This window comes from Halobacteriovorax sp. GB3 (genome assembly GCF_028649655.1).
GTDB lineage: Bacteria > Bdellovibrionota > Bacteriovoracia > Bacteriovoracales > Bacteriovoracaceae > BSW11-IV.
Genome location: NZ_JAQSLN010000003.1, coordinates 1,401,778 through 1,424,142, shown reverse-complemented (window position 1 = coordinate 1,424,142; position 22,365 = coordinate 1,401,778). Strand labels below are relative to the sequence as shown.

Annotated in this window: 27 protein-coding genes; 16 read left to right on the top strand and 11 right to left on the bottom strand. The window is 36.7% G+C overall.

Annotation, left to right across the window (positions count from 1 at the left end; translation table 11 throughout):
• Positions 1-51: 51 nt before the first annotated feature.
• Genes hflX through coaBC form a run of 3 tightly spaced genes read right to left on the bottom strand, consistent with a single transcriptional unit; the run spans position 52 to position 3,462 of the window.
• A complete protein-coding gene (gene hflX / locus HBN50_RS13270; RefSeq protein ID WP_273870748.1) occupies positions 52-1,371 on the bottom strand; it encodes a GTPase HflX in 1,320 nt (439 codons plus the stop codon).
• The gene (gene panC, locus HBN50_RS13265; protein WP_273870745.1) at positions 1,364-2,230 is read right to left on the bottom strand and encodes a pantoate--beta-alanine ligase; all 867 of its coding nucleotides are present in this window, start codon (positions 2,228-2,230) and stop codon (positions 1,364-1,366) included. Before panC ends, hflX begins: the two co-directional genes overlap by 8 nt.
• Positions 2,227-3,462: a bifunctional phosphopantothenoylcysteine decarboxylase/phosphopantothenate--cysteine ligase CoaBC gene (gene coaBC, locus HBN50_RS13260; RefSeq protein ID WP_273870742.1), complete on the bottom strand. Its 1,236-nt coding sequence runs from the start codon at positions 3,460-3,462 to the stop codon at positions 2,227-2,229. Before coaBC ends, panC begins: the two co-directional genes overlap by 4 nt.
• Before the next feature lie 152 nt (positions 3,463-3,614).
• Here coaBC and HBN50_RS13255 point away from each other — a divergent pair, with 152 nt between their 5' ends.
• Positions 3,615-3,836 (top strand): hypothetical protein, encoded by a 222-nt coding sequence (locus HBN50_RS13255; protein WP_273870741.1) that lies wholly within the window; start codon positions 3,615-3,617, stop codon positions 3,834-3,836.
• Here HBN50_RS13255 and HBN50_RS13250 read toward each other — a convergent pair.
• Genes HBN50_RS13250 through HBN50_RS13240 form a run of 3 tightly spaced genes read right to left on the bottom strand, consistent with a single transcriptional unit; the run spans position 3,831 to position 6,258 of the window.
• Entirely contained in the window at positions 3,831-4,505 is a 675-nt protein-coding gene (locus HBN50_RS13250; RefSeq protein WP_273870738.1) for a type III pantothenate kinase, read from the bottom strand. The two genes, HBN50_RS13255 and HBN50_RS13250, sit on opposite strands and share 6 nt — an antisense overlap.
• A complete protein-coding gene (gene panB / locus HBN50_RS13245) occupies positions 4,505-5,329 on the bottom strand; it encodes a 3-methyl-2-oxobutanoate hydroxymethyltransferase (protein ID WP_273870735.1) in 825 nt (274 codons plus the stop codon). Before panB ends, HBN50_RS13250 begins: the two co-directional genes overlap by 1 nt.
• Positions 5,326-6,258, bottom strand: coding sequence for an NAD(P)-binding domain-containing protein (locus HBN50_RS13240; protein WP_273870733.1), 933 nt, complete (start codon positions 6,256-6,258; stop codon positions 5,326-5,328). The genes panB and HBN50_RS13240 overlap by 4 nt, the downstream gene beginning before the upstream one ends.
• Before the next feature lie 97 nt (positions 6,259-6,355).
• Here HBN50_RS13240 and HBN50_RS13235 point away from each other — a divergent pair, with 97 nt between their 5' ends.
• The 5 genes from HBN50_RS13235 to HBN50_RS13215 all read left to right on the top strand — a co-directional run bounded on the left by HBN50_RS13235 (position 6,356) and on the right by HBN50_RS13215 (position 10,142).
• Positions 6,356-7,153: an aminotransferase class IV gene (locus tag HBN50_RS13235; protein WP_273870731.1), complete on the top strand. Its 798-nt coding sequence runs from the start codon at positions 6,356-6,358 to the stop codon at positions 7,151-7,153.
• Positions 7,154-7,156: 3 nt separating this feature from the next.
• Positions 7,157-7,390 (top strand): DNA gyrase inhibitor YacG, encoded by a 234-nt coding sequence (locus tag HBN50_RS13230; RefSeq protein WP_273870730.1) that lies wholly within the window; start codon positions 7,157-7,159, stop codon positions 7,388-7,390.
• Positions 7,374-8,219 carry an inositol monophosphatase family protein gene (locus HBN50_RS13225; RefSeq protein WP_273870728.1) on the top strand — a complete coding sequence of 282 codons (846 nt, stop codon included), beginning with the start codon at positions 7,374-7,376 and terminating at the stop codon, positions 8,217-8,219. Before HBN50_RS13230 ends, HBN50_RS13225 begins: the two co-directional genes overlap by 17 nt.
• Positions 8,220-8,329: 110 nt before the next feature.
• Positions 8,330-9,364: a hypothetical protein gene (locus HBN50_RS13220; RefSeq protein ID WP_273870726.1), complete on the top strand. Its 1,035-nt coding sequence runs from the start codon at positions 8,330-8,332 to the stop codon at positions 9,362-9,364.
• 16 nt (positions 9,365-9,380) lie between these two features.
• Positions 9,381-10,142: a HEAT repeat domain-containing protein gene (locus HBN50_RS13215; protein ID WP_273870724.1), complete on the top strand. Its 762-nt coding sequence runs from the start codon at positions 9,381-9,383 to the stop codon at positions 10,140-10,142.
• Here the strand turns inward: HBN50_RS13215 and HBN50_RS13210 are convergent.
• Complete coding sequence (locus tag HBN50_RS13210) at positions 10,139-10,654, bottom strand: hypothetical protein (protein ID WP_273870722.1); 516 nt, start codon at positions 10,652-10,654, stop codon at positions 10,139-10,141. The two genes, HBN50_RS13215 and HBN50_RS13210, sit on opposite strands and share 4 nt — an antisense overlap.
• Before the next feature lie 118 nt (positions 10,655-10,772).
• Here HBN50_RS13210 and HBN50_RS13205 point away from each other — a divergent pair, with 118 nt between their 5' ends.
• Positions 10,773-11,768: a KpsF/GutQ family sugar-phosphate isomerase gene (locus tag HBN50_RS13205; protein ID WP_273870720.1), complete on the top strand. Its 996-nt coding sequence runs from the start codon at positions 10,773-10,775 to the stop codon at positions 11,766-11,768.
• Here the strand turns inward: HBN50_RS13205 and lnt are convergent.
• On the bottom strand, positions 11,758-13,383 hold the full coding sequence (gene lnt / locus HBN50_RS13200; RefSeq protein ID WP_273870719.1) for an apolipoprotein N-acyltransferase: 1,626 nt from the start codon (positions 13,381-13,383) through the stop codon (positions 11,758-11,760). The genes HBN50_RS13205 and lnt overlap by 11 nt on opposite strands.
• Positions 13,384-13,447: 64 nt before the next feature.
• Here lnt and HBN50_RS13195 point away from each other — a divergent pair, with 64 nt between their 5' ends.
• Positions 13,448-14,122, top strand: coding sequence for a hypothetical protein (locus HBN50_RS13195; protein ID WP_273870717.1), 675 nt, complete (start codon positions 13,448-13,450; stop codon positions 14,120-14,122).
• A 3-nt stretch (positions 14,123-14,125) separates the two neighbouring features.
• On the opposite strand, the gene HBN50_RS13190 is transcribed toward HBN50_RS13195, so the two are convergent.
• Positions 14,126-15,295 (bottom strand): S8 family peptidase, encoded by a 1,170-nt coding sequence (locus HBN50_RS13190; RefSeq protein WP_273870715.1) that lies wholly within the window; start codon positions 15,293-15,295, stop codon positions 14,126-14,128.
• 329 nt (positions 15,296-15,624) lie between these two features.
• Here HBN50_RS13190 and HBN50_RS13185 point away from each other — a divergent pair, with 329 nt between their 5' ends.
• The 8 genes from HBN50_RS13185 to HBN50_RS13150 all read left to right on the top strand — a co-directional run bounded on the left by HBN50_RS13185 (position 15,625) and on the right by HBN50_RS13150 (position 20,938).
• Positions 15,625-16,200: a hypothetical protein gene (locus tag HBN50_RS13185; protein ID WP_273870713.1), complete on the top strand. Its 576-nt coding sequence runs from the start codon at positions 15,625-15,627 to the stop codon at positions 16,198-16,200.
• The gene (locus HBN50_RS13180) at positions 16,200-16,841 is read left to right on the top strand and encodes a hypothetical protein (RefSeq protein ID WP_273870711.1); all 642 of its coding nucleotides are present in this window, start codon (positions 16,200-16,202) and stop codon (positions 16,839-16,841) included. The genes HBN50_RS13185 and HBN50_RS13180 overlap by 1 nt, the downstream gene beginning before the upstream one ends.
• Entirely contained in the window at positions 16,834-17,889 is a 1,056-nt protein-coding gene (locus HBN50_RS13175; RefSeq protein ID WP_273870710.1) for a hypothetical protein, read from the top strand. Before HBN50_RS13180 ends, HBN50_RS13175 begins: the two co-directional genes overlap by 8 nt.
• Positions 17,890-17,898: 9 nt before the next feature.
• Positions 17,899-18,774 carry a metal ABC transporter substrate-binding protein gene (locus HBN50_RS13170; protein WP_273870708.1) on the top strand — a complete coding sequence of 292 codons (876 nt, stop codon included), beginning with the start codon at positions 17,899-17,901 and terminating at the stop codon, positions 18,772-18,774.
• Positions 18,774-19,352 (top strand): ATP-binding cassette domain-containing protein, encoded by a 579-nt coding sequence (locus HBN50_RS13165; RefSeq protein WP_273870706.1) that lies wholly within the window; start codon positions 18,774-18,776, stop codon positions 19,350-19,352. Before HBN50_RS13170 ends, HBN50_RS13165 begins: the two co-directional genes overlap by 1 nt.
• Positions 19,349-20,158, top strand: a complete 810-nt coding sequence (locus HBN50_RS13160; RefSeq protein ID WP_273870705.1) for a metal ABC transporter permease — start codon at positions 19,349-19,351, stop codon at positions 20,156-20,158. Before HBN50_RS13165 ends, HBN50_RS13160 begins: the two co-directional genes overlap by 4 nt.
• Positions 20,151-20,573 (top strand): Fur family transcriptional regulator, encoded by a 423-nt coding sequence (locus HBN50_RS13155; RefSeq protein WP_273870704.1) that lies wholly within the window; start codon positions 20,151-20,153, stop codon positions 20,571-20,573. The genes HBN50_RS13160 and HBN50_RS13155 overlap by 8 nt, the downstream gene beginning before the upstream one ends.
• A 155-nt stretch (positions 20,574-20,728) precedes the next feature.
• Positions 20,729-20,938 carry a hypothetical protein gene (locus HBN50_RS13150; protein ID WP_273870703.1) on the top strand — a complete coding sequence of 70 codons (210 nt, stop codon included), beginning with the start codon at positions 20,729-20,731 and terminating at the stop codon, positions 20,936-20,938.
• A 61-nt stretch (positions 20,939-20,999) separates the two neighbouring features.
• On the opposite strand, the gene HBN50_RS13145 is transcribed toward HBN50_RS13150, so the two are convergent.
• A complete protein-coding gene (locus HBN50_RS13145; protein WP_273870701.1) occupies positions 21,000-21,371 on the bottom strand; it encodes a TraR/DksA family transcriptional regulator in 372 nt (123 codons plus the stop codon).
• 285 nt (positions 21,372-21,656) lie between these two features.
• Positions 21,657-22,343: an ankyrin repeat domain-containing protein gene (locus HBN50_RS13140; RefSeq protein ID WP_273870700.1), complete on the bottom strand. Its 687-nt coding sequence runs from the start codon at positions 22,341-22,343 to the stop codon at positions 21,657-21,659.
• Positions 22,344-22,365 lie beyond the last annotated feature (22 nt).

The following is a 22,365-nucleotide window of genomic DNA, read 5'->3' as shown; positions in this document are numbered from 1 at the left end:
TAATATTCTCCTTTTCTTATCGGTTATTTACGAAAGAACTTTACTGACTGCTTAAAGCTCTGAAGGCCTTTCATCTTCAGGCGCTAAAATGAAATCCTGAAGCCCTAAAGGGTTGAAAATAAAAGAAGGAACTCGGATTCTATAAAAGATTCCTCGCTCGTGGTTTACGCTGTTGATCAAGTTTGTCTTGCTGGCAACGATCGCGTGCGCTTCTCCTTTATCATAGGGAACGAAGAGATCGTAGTGATCTTGCTTTTCTAAAAAGAAGTTAACAATGTAGTTTCTTAGATTATCCATATCTGCTTTTTCAAAGCTTGAAACAAGAAAACTGTGTGGGTAATCTCGAAGAATCATTTTTTGTTTTAGGAAGTCATCGAGTTGGTCTTTTTTATTAAAGACAATAAACTTTTCTTTATCGCGAAGTCCAAGTTCTTCAAGAACTTCAAAAGTGACCTCTAATTGTTTTTTATAATGAGGATCAGATATATCACAAACAATAATCAAAAGATCTGCTTCAAGAGCTGATTCAAGTGTCGTCTTAAATCCATCAATTAATGTATTGGGAAGATTGGAAATAAATCCAACGGTATCGATGAGAATCATCGGTGGTTTTGTATCAGGGTTAAGCATTCTGTAGGTCGAATCAAGTGTTGCAAAGAGCTTATCTTCCTCTAGAACATCAACGCGACAGAGTCTGTTCATAAGAGAAGATTTCCCTGCGTTAGTATAACCAACGAGGGCAGCTGTTATGGCCTTATTCTGTCTTTTCTTTCTTTGTTGTTCACGAGATTTTGCAATTTCTTTAAGTTGTTTTTTAAAGAATTCGATTCTCTCACGAATGATCCTTCTATCGAGTTCGATTTGTTGTTCACCTTCCCCTCCTTTTACTCCAATACCACCTCGCTGACGGCCAAGGTGAGACCAGAAACCAGATAGCCTTGGTAAAATGTATTGCAGGCGAGAGATTTCAATCTGAATTTTTGCTTCATTCGTGCGGGCGTGCTCAGAGAAGATCTCAAGAATAACGTGACAACGATCGACAACAGAAAGTCCTGTTAACTTCTTAATGTTACGAATTTGACTAGAGGTTAACTCACAGTCAAAGACAAGAATTGAAGAACCTTCTTGTTTTGCTTGATCGGCAATCTCAGTAATCTTTCCCGATCCAAGAATTGTTGCTGGATCGACAGATTTTTTATTTTGAATATATTGTTCACCTGTTTCGATTCCTAGAGTTCTAAGAAGTTCTCTAAGTTCTGTGAGTGAGCGAAGAGTTTCTTGTTCTGTAGAGTGAGCAGGAAACTTTGGACAAATGAGAGAAACCATTGAGGCTTTACTCTCTCTAGAAATATGAAATTCGTTATCAAGCATAATTTATTTTTACTAACCTATTATCGATTAATCGAGTTTTGTTAACATAGTAAGCGCCAGCAAGAACAACTTCTTCTGTGTAGGGGCCAACTTCTGTTAAAGAGTTTGCATCGAGAACTTCTAAATAATCCCAGTTATCGCTATTTAGTTGCTCTTCTAAAAGAGCGTTAATCTTAACGAAACTCTCTGTCCATGTCATTTCTTTTAGAAGATTTTCAAGCTTGTCTAAAGTTTTTGGAAGATTGAGGGCCAAGGGATATTGCTGTTGAGTTAAGTATTGGTTTCTAGAGGAGAGGGCGAGTCCGTCTTCATTTCTAGAGATTGGGCAAACAATAATATCAATAGGTAAATCGAGATCTTGAACCATCTTTTTTATAACTAGAGTTTGTTGATAGTCTTTTTGACCAAAGTAGGCTTTATGAGCTTTTGAAAGTGAAAAGAGTTTATAAACAACTGTTGCGACACCTTCAAAATGTCCCGGACGTTTTTTGCCACACAATGAGTCAGTGATACCGCTAATCTGAATTGTTGTGGAAAAACCTTGTGGATAAATTTCTTTAGGATCTTTGGGAGCGAAAATTAAAAATGTCTTATTGTGAAACTTCTTACTGAGTGAAGTCACTTGTTCAATATCTTTTTCCAATGTCCTTGGATAACTATCGAAGTCTTCATTTGGACCAAATTGTGTTGGGTTCACAAAAATCGTTAGTATAACATGATCATTTTCTTTTGCTGCAGCTTCAAGAAGTGAGATGTGTCCACTGTGCAAATTACCCATGGTAGGGACAAGTCCTACACAACCTGAGAGCATTGATCTCTCTTTTTTAAAGTCATCAGTATTTTTGTGAATGATAATCATGATAAGACTCTTTCAATTAAATAGTGAGCGAGTTGTTCTTTTGTTAATTCGCCCTGAAAACTGATTTGGTTATTCTCATAAAAGGAGTAAGTGGCTTTTGTTGTTTGAAAGCCTTTTTGGGTCGAACCTTTAAGTCCACTGTGAACATGAGTTCCAACGAGAAGGTCGACTGGTTTTCTTTGCCACTTCTCCTCAAGCAATTGGAGAGTGACATCTGTTTCAGCAGCAAAGCCAATCGTTATAAAATTTTCATTTTGGACTTTACTTAAAACTTCTCTGAGAACATCTGGAGCTTTGTTATAGACCAAGGCATTCGTACTTTGCTGTTTTTTTATTTTTGAATCTTGATATTCAAATTCAAAATCACAAAGAGCTGCAGAAGAAATATAGGCATCAGCTTCTTTTATTTCTTGAAGAGCAAGATCACGCATTTGTGTTGTTGTCGTCACTCTTTTTATTTCAAAATTAGGGTGTGCACTTAAATAGTCCAACTTCTTTGTCGCATGTACTCCTGCCAAAACGACAACTTCTAGCCCCTTCTTAAGGGCCTCTTTTGCAAGATAGAACCCAGTGAGACCTGAAGAGGGATTTGTTAAGTATCGAACAGGGTCTAGTGGAGCAATAGTGGCTCCTGTTGTGATAACGACTTTTCTATTTGTTAACTCATTCTGATTAAAGAGATCGTAGGTTTCTAAAATCTTTTCCACATCGGGAAGCTTTCCTGCTCCCATATCTCCGCAAGCAAGGAGTCCATGTTCGGGAGGATAGATAGATGTATTAGGAGTGTCTTCTAGACGTTGCACTAGATTCAAATTTGCTTGAGTTAGTGGGTGCTCATACATCAAAGTATTCATCGCCGGAAAAAGTGTAACATTCTTTTCTTGAGAGTAAGCGAGATAGATCGAACTTAAGAGATCACTGGCCTTACCCATCGCAAGATTTGCAAGAGTATTAGCGGTGAGGGGAACGATCAGAAATTGATCGGCCCACTTGGCAAGTTCAATATGAAGAACAGTTCCCTTATCTTCTAAGGTCTTTGGATAATTAAAGTCTTCATCAAATGTGTAAACTTTTTCAACGCCGAGATAAGAATAAACGTTAGCAACGACAAATTGTGTTGCACCCTTTGTCAGGACAACACGAACAGAATGTCCTTTTTTGACTAAGCCTCTGGCTAGATCAATCGTTTTGTAAGCACTTATTGATCCGCAAACACCTAATAGAATATTCATTTATCCCTCTTTCAACTAGCTGAATTTTGGTTTGCGAAACTTTATCCTAGCTGTCGCTTTCTGGCAAAATAATGTCATTTTTACAACAGGTCTACCTACAAATTTCAGGAGCTTATAGACTGGCGACTCATCATTAATTTTAAGGAGCAAAGATGAAATTACAGAAATTCGTAATTATTAGTAATCGTGATGTTCAGGCCCTTGAAGATACTCACGAGACAATTCTTATGAATCTTGATCATATCGTGACACTTAAGCCGATTAATATCGTGGTTAATGGTGATGTTAAAGAAGGATTTTGGATTAGAATGTCTAATGGTAAAAAGTATCGCGCCCTTGATGTTCCCGATTGTTTAAAAGAAATTCTATCATAACGATTTAAAAATCTCATAAAGAGCATGGTGGATAAGTTCTTTGTCCGCCAATGTTTTTGCCCTCGTAAACTTTTCTAAAAAATGACTTTGACCGCCCGTTATAAGAATCAAATCTGGATTGACTCTTGTTTCTAGTTCTTTAACGATCGCCTCAAACTGTAAATGAAGTGCATTTTTGATTGCATCGGAGGTCGTGTGAGCAAGAGAGCTTGAAGTAATCTCATTTAAGTTATCAACAGAAGAAAGTTGAGCACCATTTTTGTAGAGATCATTACTAAGACGAAGTCCCGGAAAGATGTAGCCTCCTTCAAGGCCATTTTCTGTTACAAGATCAGCAGTAAAGAATGTTCCAATATCTAAGATGAGAACTCTTTGATTTGAATATTTTTTGAAAGCGTAATAAGAACAGGCCAACCGGTCTTGACCGAGAGTTTCACTGTAGTGAACTGGCATGGAGAGAAAGTGTTTTTCTTTAAAAAACTGGTTGATGTAGATACCATCGATTCTCTGGATTAATTCGCGTTTTCCAACAGACGAGATAACTTTTTTAAAATGATGATGATCGAGTTCTAAAAACTCATTAAGAGAAATTACTTTAGTTAACTGGTCGTTTGAAAAGAGACCAACGTGGGGATTTGTATTACCATGGTCAACTGTTGCAACGTTCATTATTGAAGAGGAAGTGGCGGCTGCTCTTCGATAAAAGGTGCAATTCTCGATTTCAAGTAATCTTGAATCAGTGATTTCTTAAGTTCAAAGAGATTGGCAACTGGTTGGCAAAACTTTGGCGGTCTTTCTGGACCTAAATGAAGAAGGTCGTTTATTACAAGAACTTGTCCATCTGTTAATTCGCCCGCTCCAATTCCGATTGTCGGGATATCTAGCATTTCAGTGATTTTAGTAGCTAAATCAGATGAAACGCACTCAAGAACAATAGAGAAACAACCTGCTTCTTGAAGAGCAATGGCCTCTTGAACAAGTTTCTTGGCAGACTTATCAGTCTTACCATGCATATAGTAACCACCAAGTTCGTAGACCGATTGTGGTGTTAGACCTAGATGACCCATAACAGGAATACCTGTTTGAGTAAGTCTTTGAATCAGTTCTAAGTGATGGGGATAAGCACCTTCCAGCTTAATTGCTTCTGCTTTAGAGTATTGAAAAAGCTCGATAGCATTCTTAATTCCATCATCAACTGTTGCATAAGTTCCAAAGGGAAGGTCTGCAACGATAAATTTATTTGGAGCACCTCTTTTGACGGCTGCACTAAAAATTTTCATTTCATCAATTGTAACTTGAACAGTTGTTTCATATCCAAGAACAACATTTCCAACAGAATCACCGACAAGAAGAAGATCGACGTCTGTTTCATTGAGCATGCGAGCTGTTTGGTAATCGTAGCACGTTAGCATTTGTAAAGGTGTCGCACCTTTTTTGATCTTATTCTTTCTAATCTTTAATGTATTGAGTGCTGATTGCTTCTTTGTCGTCATGGTATTAATTCGTCTTTTAGTTCTTCAAAAACAGAGCACAGTTCTTGGGAGCGCCATTGCTCTAAAACTTCCTCTCTAAGCTTTTGATGATTCGTGTTTTCACATTCTCTATAAAAGTCACCCGATTCAATATCGTGGAGAAGTGAATCTAATTTGTGACGGTACTCTTTGTCAAAGAGAACTTGGCGTGCTTTGTTGGCCCCGGCCAAGGCATTAGGGCTAATTAGTTGAAAAAACTCGATAGGTCCCATCTTGACCAAGGCGTCAGCAATGAGTTTCACCTCAAGCCAGCATTCCATAAAGGCAACTTCCTTACTTACTCCACTCTTTCTTAATGCATTGTAAGAGAGCAGTGCGCCATAAGGGAGAAGACTACAGAGTAGAGTTTGTTCAGAGAAAAGATCTGCCTTTGTTTCTTCTTCAAAAGTACTTTCGTAAGGACCAGCCGTGATTCCTAGATCTTTAGCAAGTTTAATAATAATTTCTTTTGCTTCATTTGGATTATGAGCATGCTTTGTACAAAAAGCTGCTCCTAATTTCCCCTTCGTTTCATATTGAAATCGAACTTCACTAGCAATGGCCTTGGGGGCGAGTAGTGTATGAGAAAAATTTGGAAAATCTTTCAAAACTCCACGAATAGGTGACCAGCCGTGGGCATAAACGAAAGTAGCCTGATTTTTAAATTTATGGCTATAGCTCTTAAGAAGATCGTATTGAATATGGTCTGGTGTGAGCATGACAATCAGATCAAATGAATTGAGCTCATCTTCAAATGATAAAGTCTTTAAACCCATGCTCCTCGCAAGCTCGTGAGATGGGCTTTTGTCCCTGAGGATAATGAAGACATCGCGTCCAGAATCTTTTAAGTTTAGGGCCCAAGCTTTTGCTTGTGAGCCAAGACCAATAATGGCAACTTGATCAGTGTTCATTGTCCTTTCCTTTGTCTTCATTCATCGTTAAGATGAGTTGACCGAGATATATTACCGATTGAATCTAACATTTCAAGTAACTTTGATGGATATAAGAATGATTAGGACTGATTTCATTCTCCTGGATGGAGAGGAAGCACAAAGTGGTGAACTCCTATTAAATAGGGCCTTTCTATTTGGAGAATCTCCCTTTACTACAACTCGTATTATTAAAGGAAAAGTTCTTTTCCAACAAGAGCACTTAGAAAGATTAATGCGCTCTTGGAATTATCTTTACGGTGATGATTTTAACTTCGAAGAATTGAGTTCTATTTTAGAAAAGCTACTTTTAGAACTTGAAACTGAAAAGCAGTACTATCTTCGTATCACTTTATTCAAAACATTGACGGGAAAGAATCATTCACTTGTGAGTGTAAAAGAGTTTTTAGAGCAACAAAAAGACCTTTCTCTTTGTTTGAGTGAGTCCCGTCGAGGGCACAGTATTTTGCCAAGTTTTTTGAAGTCAGGAAATTATCTGGAAACACTTAGAGAAATTGAGAGGGCCAATACTTTAGACTTTGATGATATTCTCTTTTTAAATACAGATGACTATATTTTAGAAGCGAGTTTTAGTAATGTCTTTATCGTAAAAGAGGGGCGAATTATTACTCCTCCTGAACAAAGTGGACTTCTCCTTGGAATTGTTCGAAATAAACTTATTCATTTTTTGAAGAAGAATTCATATGACTTTTCTCAAGAACAAATTCACGAAGAGGATCTCTATAATTGTGATGAAATTTGGTTAACGAATTCTCTTCGCTTTTTAAGATGTGCCAATCGATTCGAGGAGCATGAACTTTCAAATCGTTTATTTAAAGAAATTCAAAGACGTTTTTATCTAACATTAGGAATATAGAGAATGAGTAAGGTTCTTTCTGTTAAATGCCCACATTGTAAAAAAGAATTTGATTATTATTCGAGTGAGTTTAGACCATTTTGTTGTGAAAGATGTAAAATGGTCGATCTTGGATTATGGATGAGTGAAAGTTATACTGTACCAATAAAGAAAACTCCTGAAGAACTAGAGTTTGATGAATTTGAAATCCCGCAAGAGGATTTAAACTTTTTTAGAGAAGATGATGAAGAACACTGAGTTAAAAAAGACCTTAGATATTGTTGCTAAAATTAGTATTGAAACTGGTGCAAAACTTATGAAGTACCAGAAAAAACTTAATCGATTAAATATCACTTCTAAAGAGGCTCAAGGAGTCTTCTCTGAGGCAGATGTTGAAGCTGAAAAACATATCATAAAAAGTTTAAAGCGTGATTTTCCTACGATTCCTATTCTCGGGGAGGAATCAGCTTTTCAAGACTATCAAGGGAAAAAAGAAGCCTACCAAAAGTATGCACAAATGGATTATGCATGGGTTGTCGATCCTCTTGATGGAACGAATAACTTTTTAAATGGAATGGACTACTTTGCCGTATGTATCTCTCTTGTTAAAAAAGGTCAGCCAATTCTTGGCGTCGTTCATAGACCTACGAGTGCCCATACATTTATGGCCTACCAAAATGGTGGATCATTTTTTAAAGTTGGAGCCAAGAGAGCGAAGAAAATATTCAATAATAGGTTGAGTAAAAAACTCAATGAATCAATGCTTGTTACAGGCTTTATAACTGAAAAAGGTAAGCCTAATCAAAAAGAATTTGATCTCTTTTGGCATATGATGGGAACTTGTCGAGGAATCCGTCGCATGGGTTCTGCTGCTCTTGATTTATGCTACGTGGCCGAAGGGACCTTCGATGGGTTTTGGGAGAGGGGATTGGCTCCTTGGGACATGGCCGCAGCTGCGATTATTTGCCAGGAAGCTGGTGTTAAAGTAACTGACTATAATGCTAAGAAGTTTTCTCCCTTTGGAGAAACGATTTTAGCGGCGAGATCTCCAGTTCATGCACAAATGAAAAAGCTCATTAATTCCTGAGTAAAACAGTTTTATTAGTAGGGAATTATTGACAAAAATTTTGCCCTATCCCTATAATTTTATTGGCCTTATAATAAGAATGAAATTGAATTTTTCCAAGGATGGATAAAGTGTCAGAGATCTTAAAAAGATTTACTAGAGATATGATGGAAATACAAAATGAGACACTCATTATCTCTATTGTTTTTCTCGTTTTTATAGCAGTTCTGCTTATCGTGTATTGGTTTTATAATAGAAGAAAATTTCAAGAACTTCGTCATGAAATTCCAGCACATGTTGTAAAGAATTACCTTGATTCAATTATTCAAAATTCTAATTCTTTAAAGTCTTCTCTTTTTAGAGGAGGGGGATTAGATGTTTCTGAAGGTATTCCATCAGTTGTTCCCGTTTCAGATCTGCCACAGAGTGGTGTTCAAGTTGGTGGTGCAAGTACTGAAGAGCTAAATCAAAAGAACGCGCAAATCGCTAAGCTCAATGAAGATCTCGCGGCTAAGCAACATTTAATCAATGATCTTGAAAAAAGGTTAGCTGATCTTGCTAATGCTAGTGGTGCAGGTGAAGAAGTTGCCATTCTACAAAGTGAGATTTCAAATCTTCAAGCTAGACTTGCAGATAAAGATAAGCAACTTGCTGAGGCTTCTGCCAATGCTGGTGGTGGAGAAGATGCAGCATTAAAACAACAATTAGCAGAAGTTACAGAAGAAAGAGATCGTTTAAAAGAACAACTTCAAGAGTACTCAATTATTGAAGATGATCTCGCCAATGTAAAAAAACTACAGCAAGAAAATGAACAACTTAAAAAAGAATTAGAAGCTCTTAAGGCCGGTGGAGCAGCTCCTGCGCCTGTTGCTGAACCAGTACCTGAACCAGCACCGGAACCAGAGCCAACTCCTGAACCAGAACCTGAGCCACAAGCTGTTGCTGAGCCAACACCTGCTCCTGCTGAAGAAGCTATTCCTGATGAAGTTGCTGATAGTGAAATTGATCTTGAAGCTGAAATGGCCAAAGCTATTGAAGATTCTCAAGGTGGAGGGGAAGCTGAGGAAGCTGCTGGCGATGATGAGCCAGATGTTCCTGCCATGGACGATTCAGACAAGAAGTCTGCAGAAGAATTACTTTCAGAATTTGAAAAGATGCTTGGATAAAAGCAAAGGATTTGCAATGAAGAAGACTTTTATAGGAATGCTTGTTCTTACAAGTTTGTGTAGTTATGCAAAGATTGAATCAGTTCAAGGTTCTAGCAATTCACCTCTTCTTGCAAAATATCGAATTCAATACAAGTCGAATAAAGAAATCGAAAAACTTAAAAAGGAAACGTTGGCCTTAAATTCTAAGGCCGTTCCTAGTCTTATTAAAATCATGAAAGATGGGTCTTTCCCTGATAAGAATAGATGGGTCGCTACTTTCTTACTTGGCCGTATTATGGGGAAAAAGTCAGCACCTTTTATCTCTAAATTTACTGAGCATCCAAGCTGGGTCATGAGAATGGCAAGTCTCAAAACACTCTTGGCCTTAAAAGATCAACGCTACTCTGAAACTTATATTAAACTTTTAAAAGATAAGTCGATGTTAGTAAGAACTCAGGCCCTAAGTAATATCAACGAACTGGCAATTACAAAAGCTGCTCCTCATGTTTGGTCAATGTTGTATGATAAAAGAAATTATCATGAAAATATGAAGGGGAAGAAGTCTCTTAAGAGAATGCACATCGTAAAGAAAGTGATTCGTACAGTTGGAGATCTGAAGTTTAAAAAGGCAACAAAGCCGTTACTTACAATGATTCAAAAGAAGAAATATGAAGATATCTTTGAAGAAGTCAATTATGCTCTTTCTAAGATTGAAGGTTTAAAAGCTCCAACAGGAAATAAGAAATCTATTCGACGTTTTTGGAAAAAGAAATCAATTTCTCTTGTTTCGATTTAGAAGCTTGCTTCTTCTTCTCTCGCTTTCTTCTCTTCGATCTCTTTTAATTTCTTCTCAAGAGAGATCACTCGTCCAATACGATAGAGGATTGTCTTTTCTTGGATGCCGTCACTTCTTATTACTTTCCAGCCTTGAAGAAAGTCTTTCTCAATCATTTGTCTCTTGTAAATAGTTACTTTAGAAACTTCTCTGGTTCCTTTGTATCCTTTTACGACATTGATAATGAGTTTAAACTTCGCTGCTTTTACAGCATCTCCTACGCTAAATGAATCACTAAAATTCATTTGCATTGTATTATCTTCCCATCTCGTTTTTAAAACGCCCGTTTCCTGACTCTTCGTTGCGAGGTCGTAACTTGACATAATTTTTATTACGGCTTGCCAAGTCAAATTGTAATCGGAGTCAAAAACCTGGGTAGGCATCTCGTATTCTTCAACAATATATTGAAATTGCTCATAAGATGAACATGAGTGAAAGAGAATTAGAAAGCTTAGTAAAAAAAGTTTTTTCATAATCTTAACGTGGTCAATTCTGCTAATTTTTAATAAAATAATAATACTGTTAAAGTATATCATGAGCTTTGATTGGTTTATACTGATTATTCAGAATGTAAAATAGTCCCGGTTGAGTATGAAAAATAATGTAGAAGTATTAAAAAATGTCTTAGAACTTGAAGCGCAAGCACTGACTCTTGCAGCGAGTAGAATTAAAGAATCTGAAGTTTCCAAAGTTGAGGAATTATTTCTTTCTTTGAGAAACACTGGTGCTTCACTTATTTTCTGCGGAGTAGGAAAGTCTGGGTTAATTGGGCAGAAACTGGCCTCAACATTCTCTTCTCTTGGACTTTCATCATTCTTTCTTCATCCAACTGAAGCCTTACACGGAGACCTTGGTCGCGTTAGAGCACAAGATGCAATTGTTTTCTTATCTAAATCGGGAACAACTGAAGAAATCACAAAACTTTTACCTTACTTACAAAATCGTGAAGATCAATTTATTGGTCTACTAGGAAATATCAATTCACCAATTGCTAAAAAATGTGGAATCGTTTTTGATTGCTCTGTTGAAAAAGAGGCTTGTCTCAATAATCAAGCACCGACGACAAGTTCAACATTGGCCCTGGCAATGGGTGATGCCCTTGCTGTTTTCTTTGAAAAAATTGTTGGTCTAACTAAAGAAGGCTTTGCTGAAAATCATCCTGGTGGTCTTCTTGGAAAGTCTCTTAGAATGAAGGTAACAGATTTAATGTGGCCTGCGAGTAAATGTCCAGTCATTAAAGAAAATGAAACATTGAAAGACGTCATTATTCAAATGACAAATAATCCAATCGGAGGATGTGCCGTTTGTGATGATGAGGAACGTTTCTGTGGAATTGTTGTCGAAGGTGATATTAGAAGAACTCTAGCTAAAAATGACAAAGGATTAACTGTCAAAGTCAAAGATATCGTCAATAAAAACCCTGTCTCGATAAGTTCTCATGAGCTAGCCTTTTCTGCGCTAAAACTTATGGAAGAGAGACAAAGAGAAATTAGTATCCTTCCTGTTTTAGATAAGGGTAAATTTCAAGGTTTTATTCGCTTACACGATCTTTTAAAAGAAGGATTCACTCTCAGTTCTAAGAACTAGTTTTTCTTTTTCTGATTAGTACCAAAAAAGCAAAGAGACCGATCCAAATCATAAACATTCCATAAAAGCCTACTATTTGGAAAAAGGTCTTTTCCTTAGTCTCTCTTATAGGAAGAGTTATATCGAGTGTTCCCTTCGTGTGATACTCAAGTCTCTCACTTTCACTTCCATCTTCATGAAGAACTGAAGTAATTCCAGTATTTGTTACACGAACAACAGGAGTATCAAATTCTAAGGCCCTCCAGTGAGAGAGAAAGAGATGTTGAAGAGGTTCAGATGTATTTCCATACCAAGAATCATTTGTAATATTGATGATGAAATCAGGAAGTTCTTCATTGGCATTGAAATAACTTCTAATAAAATTTGAAAAAAGAATCTCATAGCAGATTGCTGTATTGAAGTTGTGACCGTTCTTTGTCGAAAATAGAGGAAAGCGCTCGCCTCTAGCAAAGAAAGAAATATTTTGTATCATTTTTGCTAGCGTTTGATTTAGGGGTCCAAAAGGGAGAGATTCACCAAAAGGAATGAGAATTCTCTTTCTGTAAACATCAGCTAGTTCCATCTTTGAGTTAAAGAAAAAGGCTGCATTGTACTGGGTCTCAAAGTAGAAGTCATTTCTTCTATCAGAGAGATCATATCCTCCAACATATAATTCACTATTTGTTTGATGAATGATGCTTTTAAATTCATAAGGAGTAGAGCTTGGCATTTCTTTTAGACTCTTACTTCTAAGAAGTCTTGGATAAGATGTTTCAGGCCAAATTGTTAGATCTGCTTCGAAGCCATTTTCTTTTTTACTAAGACCTGAATATATTTGTACAACTTCACTCAGTGCCAGTTGTAATCCTTGCTCTGAATGAATTTTAAGATCATTTCCAATATTTCCTTGAACAAGACGTAATTTGATTGATTCACCACTATCAGAAGATGTTTTAGAAAGTGGAAAGAAAAATCCTAAAACAAGAGTAACGGAGAAAACAATAAGTGGAAGTTTTGTAACTCTCTTTGTCTGCATGAAAAAAGCAATGAATAATGCCAGAGCAAAAGAGACAAATGAATATAGAGGTGCTCCAAAGAACTTTACTGGACCAAGATAGGGCGCAAGCCAAAGCCAAGGGTGGGCCATGTGGGCCGGAAATTGTTGGGGGATAATATATTCTAAAATAGTAAGAAGAATCGCAAAACTTAATAGCCGTTTTTCATCGTTAGCTAAAATAGTGGCTCGTTTAAGAGAGAGTTTTGTAATTAATCTCTTTAGTAAAACGAAGAAAATTAAATGTGGTGTAATAATAAGAGTAAACATCCATCCGACCATATAATTAAAAGGTGCATGGAGACCTCCAAAAACTTTTAGAAGCTCTGGAATCCAATAGTAGCCCAAGAGATTATAGCCAAGAGAGAAGGCAAGAACAGAGAGGATTTCCCCTTTAAGAGTTCTTTTATCATGTTCAGAAGAATGAAAAGTAAGAGTAGAAAGAAGAAGACCCATTCCTATGATGGCCCCTAAAGCGAAGGAAGGCATACCTTTTATAGGAAAGGCACTGGCATAGAGTAGGCCACCTAAAAAAGGGAAGAGGTAAAGGGGGATCCAATTGTGCTTAAATATACTTTTCATAACTTAAATCTTAGTCCTCATAATCTCATTTGCCAATTACATAGGTCGTGGTTATCATTGAATTATGGAATTAGAAAATCGTTTAAATTCACCAGAGTCAAACCCATTTAAAGTTTCTAAAGAGGCATATAAATCATGTCCTAAGTGCGATTCTTACTTCTTAACGGAAACAGCATGTGAAGCTTGTGGCTACCAATTAGATTTTGAAAAATTAGGTGAGCCGCTAGGTGATAAGAGTTTTTATTCCATGCGAGAGTTTTATTGGTCTCAGCTTTCTTCTATTGAAAAGGCGAATCACTTCCAGCTAGAGAATAAATCAAGTGAGAAGGCCAAGCGCTATATTGGTCGTATTCTCATGCGATATAATGACCTTCTCGAGTTCTTTTATTCTGAAAATGCTCGTTCTAACCCGCATTTCAATATATTCTTTTTAGAGCTTAAAGACCTTGTTCTTGAGCTTATGAAATACGATATTCCTGAAAAAGAGATTTGGAAAAGAGTTACTGACACTGAATCTGATGGTGAAGATTTTGAAATAAGTCTTTATCAAAGAATTGCATATGCAATTGAGACAGGAAAGCAGGATAGGGCCAAGGCAAAACCTTCACTCCAATCACTGCTTTCATATCGCTTGGGGGGAGTTGTAAATATTGTTAATCTGTTTTTTATCTTTTTAACTTTTATTGCTCTCGTCTATGGAGCGATTTCTGCTTATCACTATTATAATTATTTTAAGTAACCATTACTTAATTCTGTAGATGATTTTACCTTGGTCATTGTTGCTCTTACTAGCAAGCTTTCTCTTTTGATTCATCATCGTGAATTGTGCTGCTACTTGCTGAGCTTTCGTTGCATCTAGCCTTCCACCTGAAGCACATTTTACTGCAAGAGTGATTTCTTTTTTCGCTGATTGATTAATCGCTGAAATTATCTTTTGCGTTGATAGTTCTGGAAATTGAGCTTTAATCATTGCTGCAACACCTGTTACAAATGCTGTTGCCTGACTCGTTCCCGTAAGTTGTCCAACTCTTCCTCTTGGAGAAGAAGAACCGATTTTATATCCAGGTGCTGCGATATCTACATTCGATTTTCCATAATTAGAAGAAGAAAGTACGCGTAGGTTTTGATCGTGAGCAGTAACTGTAATAATGTTGTTTAAAGGGTAGCTTGCTGGGTAGTAAGCATTGTCCTTTTGATCAATATTTGATTTCTCGTTTCCTGCTGCTGCAACAACGAGGATTCCTCTTGCTTCAGCTTTCTTTAGAATTTCTAATTCCTGTGAATCAGGCTGTGGTCCACCACCAGAATAGTTGATGATATCTACATTTTGCTCAACAGCGTAACGAAGAGCATCGATAGTAGACTTAAGGTTTGCCTTACCATCTGCTTTTCTGTCGTAATACTTAAGAGCTAAGATTTTAACTTTTGGAAATACACTTTTGATAATTCCTGAAACGTGAGTACCGTGTCCATGATCATCAAAAGGTCTCGTTGCACTTTTTCTATTTTTAGAAAAATCAACACCGTAATTTGTTAATGGGCTCACTGTTCCTTTTGGAACATAGAGATTATCCTTAAGGAATGGGTGATATGGATCAATTCCTGTATCAATAACAGCAACGACAATTTCTTTTTTCTGCTTAAAGTTCATCCAAGCTTTTGGAAGATTAATTGATGACTTCGTATTAGAAGGATCAACCCCCCAACTTGCAAAGCTAGACTTTAAAAGAGCGATGTCTAGAGCACTTGATTGCTTTCTTTCTTTTCCTACACTTTTTACTGAAACGGGCTTTATTCTTTCAGTTCCTACACTTTTTACTGAAACAGGATTCTTTGCAAAAGAGCTTGGCCCTATAAGAAGTGATCCAGCAAGAACAAATGATTTTAAAGGTGTCAGAATTTTAAAAGACATTCATGGCTCCAAATGTATTAAACTCGTTGAACTTGTCTAAACTGAGAGTTGCCTCTCGTGCTTTATATAAAGCAAAGACCTTGCCAAAAATCTAATTGTAATTACAGCAGATTAGCGATGATGTTTAAACCTTTATCGAAAAAATGATAGAGGGCCGTCTAAACTTGTGACAGTTCTGAAATAAAGTAAATGAAGTGAGTTTTCAAAGTACGCAGTATGTTTTTATGCTAAGTTCTCGAAATATTGATTTAATTGCTATTTTTTGCAAGTGACTTGCAAAAATAGGTTGTGTAAACTATGATCACCGAAAATCTAATAGGAGGAAATAGATGAAAAGTCTTATTGCAGCAATCGCTATATCAGTAATTTCAATCCCTTGTAGTGCAAATATCTTTGACAGTCTTATGTTTCAATCAAGAGAAGCCGCTTATTCTCAAGCTCTTTTTGAAGTTGATTCTATTTCGGCCTTCCAAGTTATTAATGGAAAGCACGAAGTTGAGGTTTCTATTCTTTCAGAAGATGGTGTTCAAATTGATTATGGCTGTCATGTCCATGGTAATCATACTGATTGTCACGAAGAAGGGCATAAGAGTAATGAGCTTGAATCAGACCTTCTTCTAGGAGAAAGAGCTGCACTTGCAAAAATTGAAACGACACTATCGCGTCGTGGGTTTTCTTCTGATGCTATTGAGTCTTATAAAGTATGGTCTGAAAAAGAGGACCATGATCATGACCATGAAGCTGATCATCATCATGGAGAAAATATTTGGTCTAAATTTTCATTGAACCTAAAAGGAAAAAAGATGGTTCGTTATGTTCTTTGCCATGAGCATGGAGTTGGAGAAGGTTTTGTTTGTCACTTCTCATTAACAGGAAAGGATGAGCCTAGCTTTGGAGAAGAATAATGAAAGTTCTTTCATTAGTATTCTCTCTTTTTCTATTAGTTAGTTGCGGCGAACTTACAGGAAAGTCTACAGGTGCAAACATTGTAGAAACTGAAACCCTTAAAGTTGGCGGACTTGAAGCACTAGAAATTAGTTCAAATACGTATCGTCTCAGTGGAAGTGCCTCAAATGGTGGAAACATTGGACATCGATTTGATTTCTCTTTGAATTTAGAAGTTGGTCAAAGTATAGAACTTGTTTTCTTTGCTAATACAAAGCTTCAAGGTGGCGCTAGTTTAAAATTTAAAAGAGAAGCCGATTCTTATAAAGTAATGCTCTCTTTAAATGGCGTATCCCTTACTCATACTCTTGAAAATCTTAATGATTTAGAGAGTCCTTCTTTTGTTATGGACTTTCATAATGATCATGAAGATGCACATATCCTTTTATGGGAAGAAAGTGCTGGAAGGGGAACATCTATGGACTGCTCTTATTCTGTAGCTAATGGTGGTGATGGAAGCTGCCTTTTAAACTCAGAAGACTTTGCTTTTGATCAATGGCTTTCTCCAGGAAAAGCAAAAGGAACTTTTTGGGGAATCATAGGAATTAAGGAAAGAGTAAAAGCCGTCGAAGGACCTATGGAGGCTGTTACAGATGTTTAAATATCTTATCGTACTCGTTGCATTCGTTTCTCAATCTCAAGCCTTTGATGCAACAGGTTTGAAAATATCTGTTGCTGGAGATCTTGTATATGATCAAGGCTTAAATAGTCAGAGTGAAGCAGATGAAAATTTTAAAGTAAGAGGAGCTGAGATAAGTCTTTATGCTCCTGTTGATCATCTTTTTGAAGCTCGTTTAAGTGCCGCTGCCCACGATGAGGAGGGCGAGACTGTATTTGAAGTTCATGAATTATATCTGCAAACGTCAAAACTTATTCCTAGGTCTCGATTAAAGGTAGGACAATTTTTTTTAGGGATTGGACGACTTAATCGTTTTCACCAACATGATTGGCCATTTACAATGGCTCCTCTCATTCATGAGTCGATTCTTGGCGATGAAGGTGTATTTGATACGGGTGCTGAATTTTCAACACTTCTCCCTCTTCCATTTTATTTGGATCTAACAGTCGGAATAACATCTGGTCATAAGTTTGGTCATGCTCATAGTGAAGGGGAGAAACCAAAGGCTCCTACTCATTACACGAGAGCTTCTAGCTTTGTTGATTTTGGATCTCAAAGAGGCCTTGAATATGGGTTAAGTTATCTTGGAAGAACTTCAGGTGATGGTGATGAACTGTCGTTACTAGGATTTGATTTAACATTCAAAAAGAGAGTTCTTAAAAAAATTGATTGGCTTGTTCAAACAGAGACATGGTATCGAAAAAATAAAACAGAGAGTGAAACTGAAAGCCGACTTATTGGTAGCTACCTCTTTGTTGATAAAAACGTAAGTCATTTTAGTTCTCTAGGATTACGAGTTGATATGACGAAAGATCTAACAAAGAAGAATTCTCTTACAGGTAAGAAAGTTAACAATATCAGTTATGGAATTACTCCACAGTTAACTTATAAAAGCAGTGAGTTCTTTACCTTTCGTCTAAGTGCTTCTCATGAGTTTGAAAGAGAAGAGGGAGATACGTTGAGTAAAGATACTAAAATTCTGTCTCAATTTGTTTTTATTCTGGGTGCCCATCCTGCCCATGAATTTTAGGAGTAAGTCGTGAAATATCTTTTATTTTTTCTAGTAGCATTTTCAAGCCATGCCAAAGTGAATGTCTTAACGACGACTCCAGAGCTTGCGTACGCTGCTAAAGTGATTGGAGGAGACAAAGCTTCTGTTGAATCTCTTTTAACTGGAAATGAAGATCCACATTACGTAGATGCTATGCCACGCTATGTTTTTAAAGCGGCAAATGCCGATATCATTTGTTCTGTTGGTCTTGGCCTTGAACTTGGTTGGCTACCAAAAGTGTTACAAAAATCTGGAAACGTCAAAGTTCAAAAAGGCGGAAAAGGTTTTTGTGAAACTGGATCAAAAGTAAGTGCCCTAGATAAGAAAGAAGGTAATATTGATCGCTCTCTAGGAGATGTTCACCCAGAGGGGAATCCTCATTTTCACTTTTCTCCTAAGGCCTATCTCGAAGCTAGTGAAGCTATTTTGGATTCCTATCTGGCAACAGATAGTGAAAATGCCCAGACTTATTTGAAAAACTTTGAATTATTAAAAAAAGAAGTTATTGAGTTAGAAAAAGAAGCTGTGCCTTTTATTGAAAAGATTAAGGGGCAGCCTTTCATGGAATATCACAAAAGTTTTTCATATTTCTTTAATCACTTTAAATTAAATAATATTGGATCTGTTGAAACGGTATCAGGGGTACCTCCTTCTGCTGGTCAACTTGTTCGATCTGCGATGCGAGCAAAAGATAAGAAGGTTACGGCCGTAATTGCTTCTCATGTTGCGCCCTCAGATGTCTTGAAAAAGTTTAGAGAATTTTCTAAAGTTAAAGTTATCAAAGTTCCCCTAGGAATGAAAAAATCATCAGGTAAAACCTATAAAGAGTTTTATCTGAGTTTTTTAAAAGAGATAACAAAGTAGTGAATCTATTAAGTGTAAATGATCTTTCAATAGGCTATAAAAGAAAAAAAATTCAAAGTTCCCTTTCATTCGATTTAAATGAAGGGGAGCTTTTGTGGATTAAAGGGGACAATGGTTCCGGTAAATCAACTCTAGTCAAAACTCTCTTAGGTCAAATAAAACCCATTTCAGGACGCTTTAAGTGGAATCTTCCACACAAAGAAATTGGCTTTCTTCCTCAGACACTTGAGCAACAACTATCGATTCCTCTAACAATTGGAGAAGTTTTAAGTTCATACGAGAACGAGACTTTTAGTGATATTCAATTAATAGATGAGTCAAAGATGAATATACCTTTCAATAAGGCGAGTGGGGGAGAGAAGCAAAGAACACTTATTAGTTTAGAGGTTTTAAAAGGCAAGAGAGTATTAGTTCTCGATGAGCCTTTGAACCACTTAGATCAAACTTCAAGAAGAGCTGTTTGGGAACTTGTAATGAAGTTGATGAAAGATAAGCTTGTTAGTGGCTTTGTTATTATCTCTCATATAAAACCTGAAACGGATCATGTCTTTAATTTGAAAGAGGTTACATTATCATGATGGAACTCTACTCTTTTTATTCGGGATCGTTCATTGTTGGCGCTTTAGTCGCTATTTGCCTGACTCTTGCTGGAAGCCAGATTGCACCGAGAAAGATGTCTCTTGAAACTCTCTATCTCGCTCAGGCCATCATTTTTAGCTCATTACTTGGGAAGTTATTTTTTCATGACTCTCACTTTGGCGCACTACTTTTTAGCATCGCTTTTATCAGTGTATTGCGATTTTGGGTATTGAGTATTAAAGGGAATTTTAAAAGAAACTTGAGCGATTTCTTTATTGCTCTTTTTCTCGTTTTTTTAAGTTTAAGCTATGGGATCATTTCTTACTTTCCAAATCTTGAGGCCCATATGGGACAGAGTTTCTTTGGTGATCTCGTCACTGTATCTACACATGAGCAGTACTATCTAGGTATAATTTCAATTTTTTATATTCTCTATTTTTTCATCCAATATAAAACAATTAAAAGAGAAACATTTGAGCATTCCCTAGGAATTACAAAGAAGAATATCTCTCCCTTCATTATTTTTACTTTTGTTTTATTAGTAAGTTCTCTCTTTTCAATGGGACTTATTTATTCCCTATGCTTTTTGCTCATACCTGTTACGATACTCAGTAGTAGTGCAAACTCTCTAAAGTCACTATTATTACAGACTTCTCTCATTGCCCTCGTTTCTCCATTGGCTGGATTGGGCCTGAGTATAAAATATGAAAGGCTTTCAACTGTTCCATTAATTGTTATCTTTGTGCTATTGTTATCACTATTAGCGAGATTGATTGAACGATTAAAGGAGAGAAAGGTTGGCTAAAAAAAGTAGTCATGACATTCTTAAAGATTTAAAGCTCTCTGTGACAGATGTTCGCATTGCTTTAATTGAAACATTTTTAAAATCTAAAAAGCCTTTAACGATTGTAGATATTAAAGAGCGATTAGATGTAGATGTTAATGAATCGACTCTTTATCGCAATCTTCAAAAACTTGTTGAAAAACAATTTCTACAAATGCCTCCATCACTTGATGGGTTCACTCGTTACGAAAAACTTCAAGGTCATTCGCATCACCATCACCATATTATTTGTCTTAAATGTAATACAACGAGCTGTCTCGATAGTTGTGTTGTTAACAGTATGTTTAAAGATGAAGTCGAAAAAAAAGGCTTCAGGCTAGTTTCTCATTCTCTTGAGCTTTTTGGTCTATGTGAGAAGTGCCAAAAGGCCTCCTAGTAAAAAACTCTGTCAAAATAGTGTCATTAAGGAACAGACAATTTGACTCCGAGGTGTGTTAAGTCATTAAATTTCTATTATCAAATCTTGGCATTGCCTTTGCTTTAATAAAAGTAACTCACTTTTGAACACATAGTGGGTGTAGGGAGGACACGATGTCACAAATTACATTTGGAAGTTTCTTTATCTTAGCCGTTTTATTTCTTGTTGTTTCTTGTTCATCAGTTCAAAGACAACCGGCAACAGTTAAAATTAGAGGACTCAATGGAAAATGGACGGCCCATCACTTAAGAGTAAAGGCGTTATTAGCTAAAACGGATAATTTAGGTAAGAGTGTTCAAGTAAAGAAATACGATATTTACTAAAAAAGAAGAAAGGCCCATAGAGATGGGCCTTTTATATAATACAGAGCGATTAATCGATTTCTTATCCGATTCTTTTAAATCTTTGCTCTTCTCTTTCACGCTCTTCTGCGTGAGTGATGCAAAGATCTGCCCATGGCTGGTGCTCAAGTCTTTTCTTTCCAATGGCCTCGTCACACTCTTCACAGTGACCGTAAGTACCATCTTCAATTCTTTCAAGAGCAACTTCGATTGCACGAAGTTTCGCAAATTCACGATTTCTCATGTTGAAAGTAACTTGTTGGTTAATAACGTTGTTGGCCAGATCTGCTTCATCAGCTAAGTCATCTGTTGAAACTTGAAGATCTTCTCTTGAATTAAGAACACCACTATTGATAATGTCTGATTTCATCTTTAGTAGGAGTTCCTTAAACTTCTTTAGCTCTGCCTTTTCCATAATTCCTCCTTGAAGTGCACGGTCATCGTTATGCCCTTGTGCATGGGTCAGGCTTTCTTAAATTTTACCCTTGCCCAGTGAGTCGGGACAAGCAAAATCGTAACCTTACCCTGAAGCATACAGCGTTCACTTCATTCGCATTGTTGACCACTTTTGTTTTTTACAAATGTGGTGTCCCAACTTAACGGTCTATTTTAGCAGTAACTTTAATTCTTTTTGACGATTTTTCAGGGTTTTAGATAGTTATAACTGTAAGAATAAGAGAAACTTATTGAGTGAGATTGTCTATCTGGCAATTAAATCTTGTACTTTATCATCGCCAATCTCTTGGGCATAGTCGAGTACCGTTTTTCCGCTCGAATCTGATAGGGATTTATCTGCCCCTTTTTTCAAAAGAAAGCGGATATTATCGTATCTCTTATTTTGAACGGCATGTATGAGAGCCGTTTTTCCTGCACTATCTGTCGCATTTATATCCATTCCCATACGAATCATATGTCTTAGAGTTTCAGGTGTGGCCTTAGATGCAGACCTCATAAATGAACTTGTTGTTGGACGAAGGTCTACATCCAGATATCTTTTAATCGTTAATATGGATGATGATTTCTTAGGGACATTGATCGAAGCAGGTGATCGCATTTTATCACCTTCGATACTTGTTGCTCCAAGTTGAGTATTCTCTAAGATAAATTCTTGCAAGTCTTTGTCTGAAATCTCTGAGACCATAACTTTCTTAGGTTGCTCTTCTTTTTTTGGTTCAGACTTAGCGATCGCCTTATTTGTTTCACTTTGTTTATTTGAACTCTTTTCTTTCACTACGACTTTATCTAATGAGTCTTCATTTTTCATGAGTAGTGCGATGAAGTTCTCATCTTCTGCACGAGTGCTCGTACTGACCTGTATTCTCTTTGTTGAAGAAGAGCAAGAAGCAAAGAAAAATAAAATTGATAGTAAACATAAAACCTTTTTCACGATTCACCTCGATACTATTATC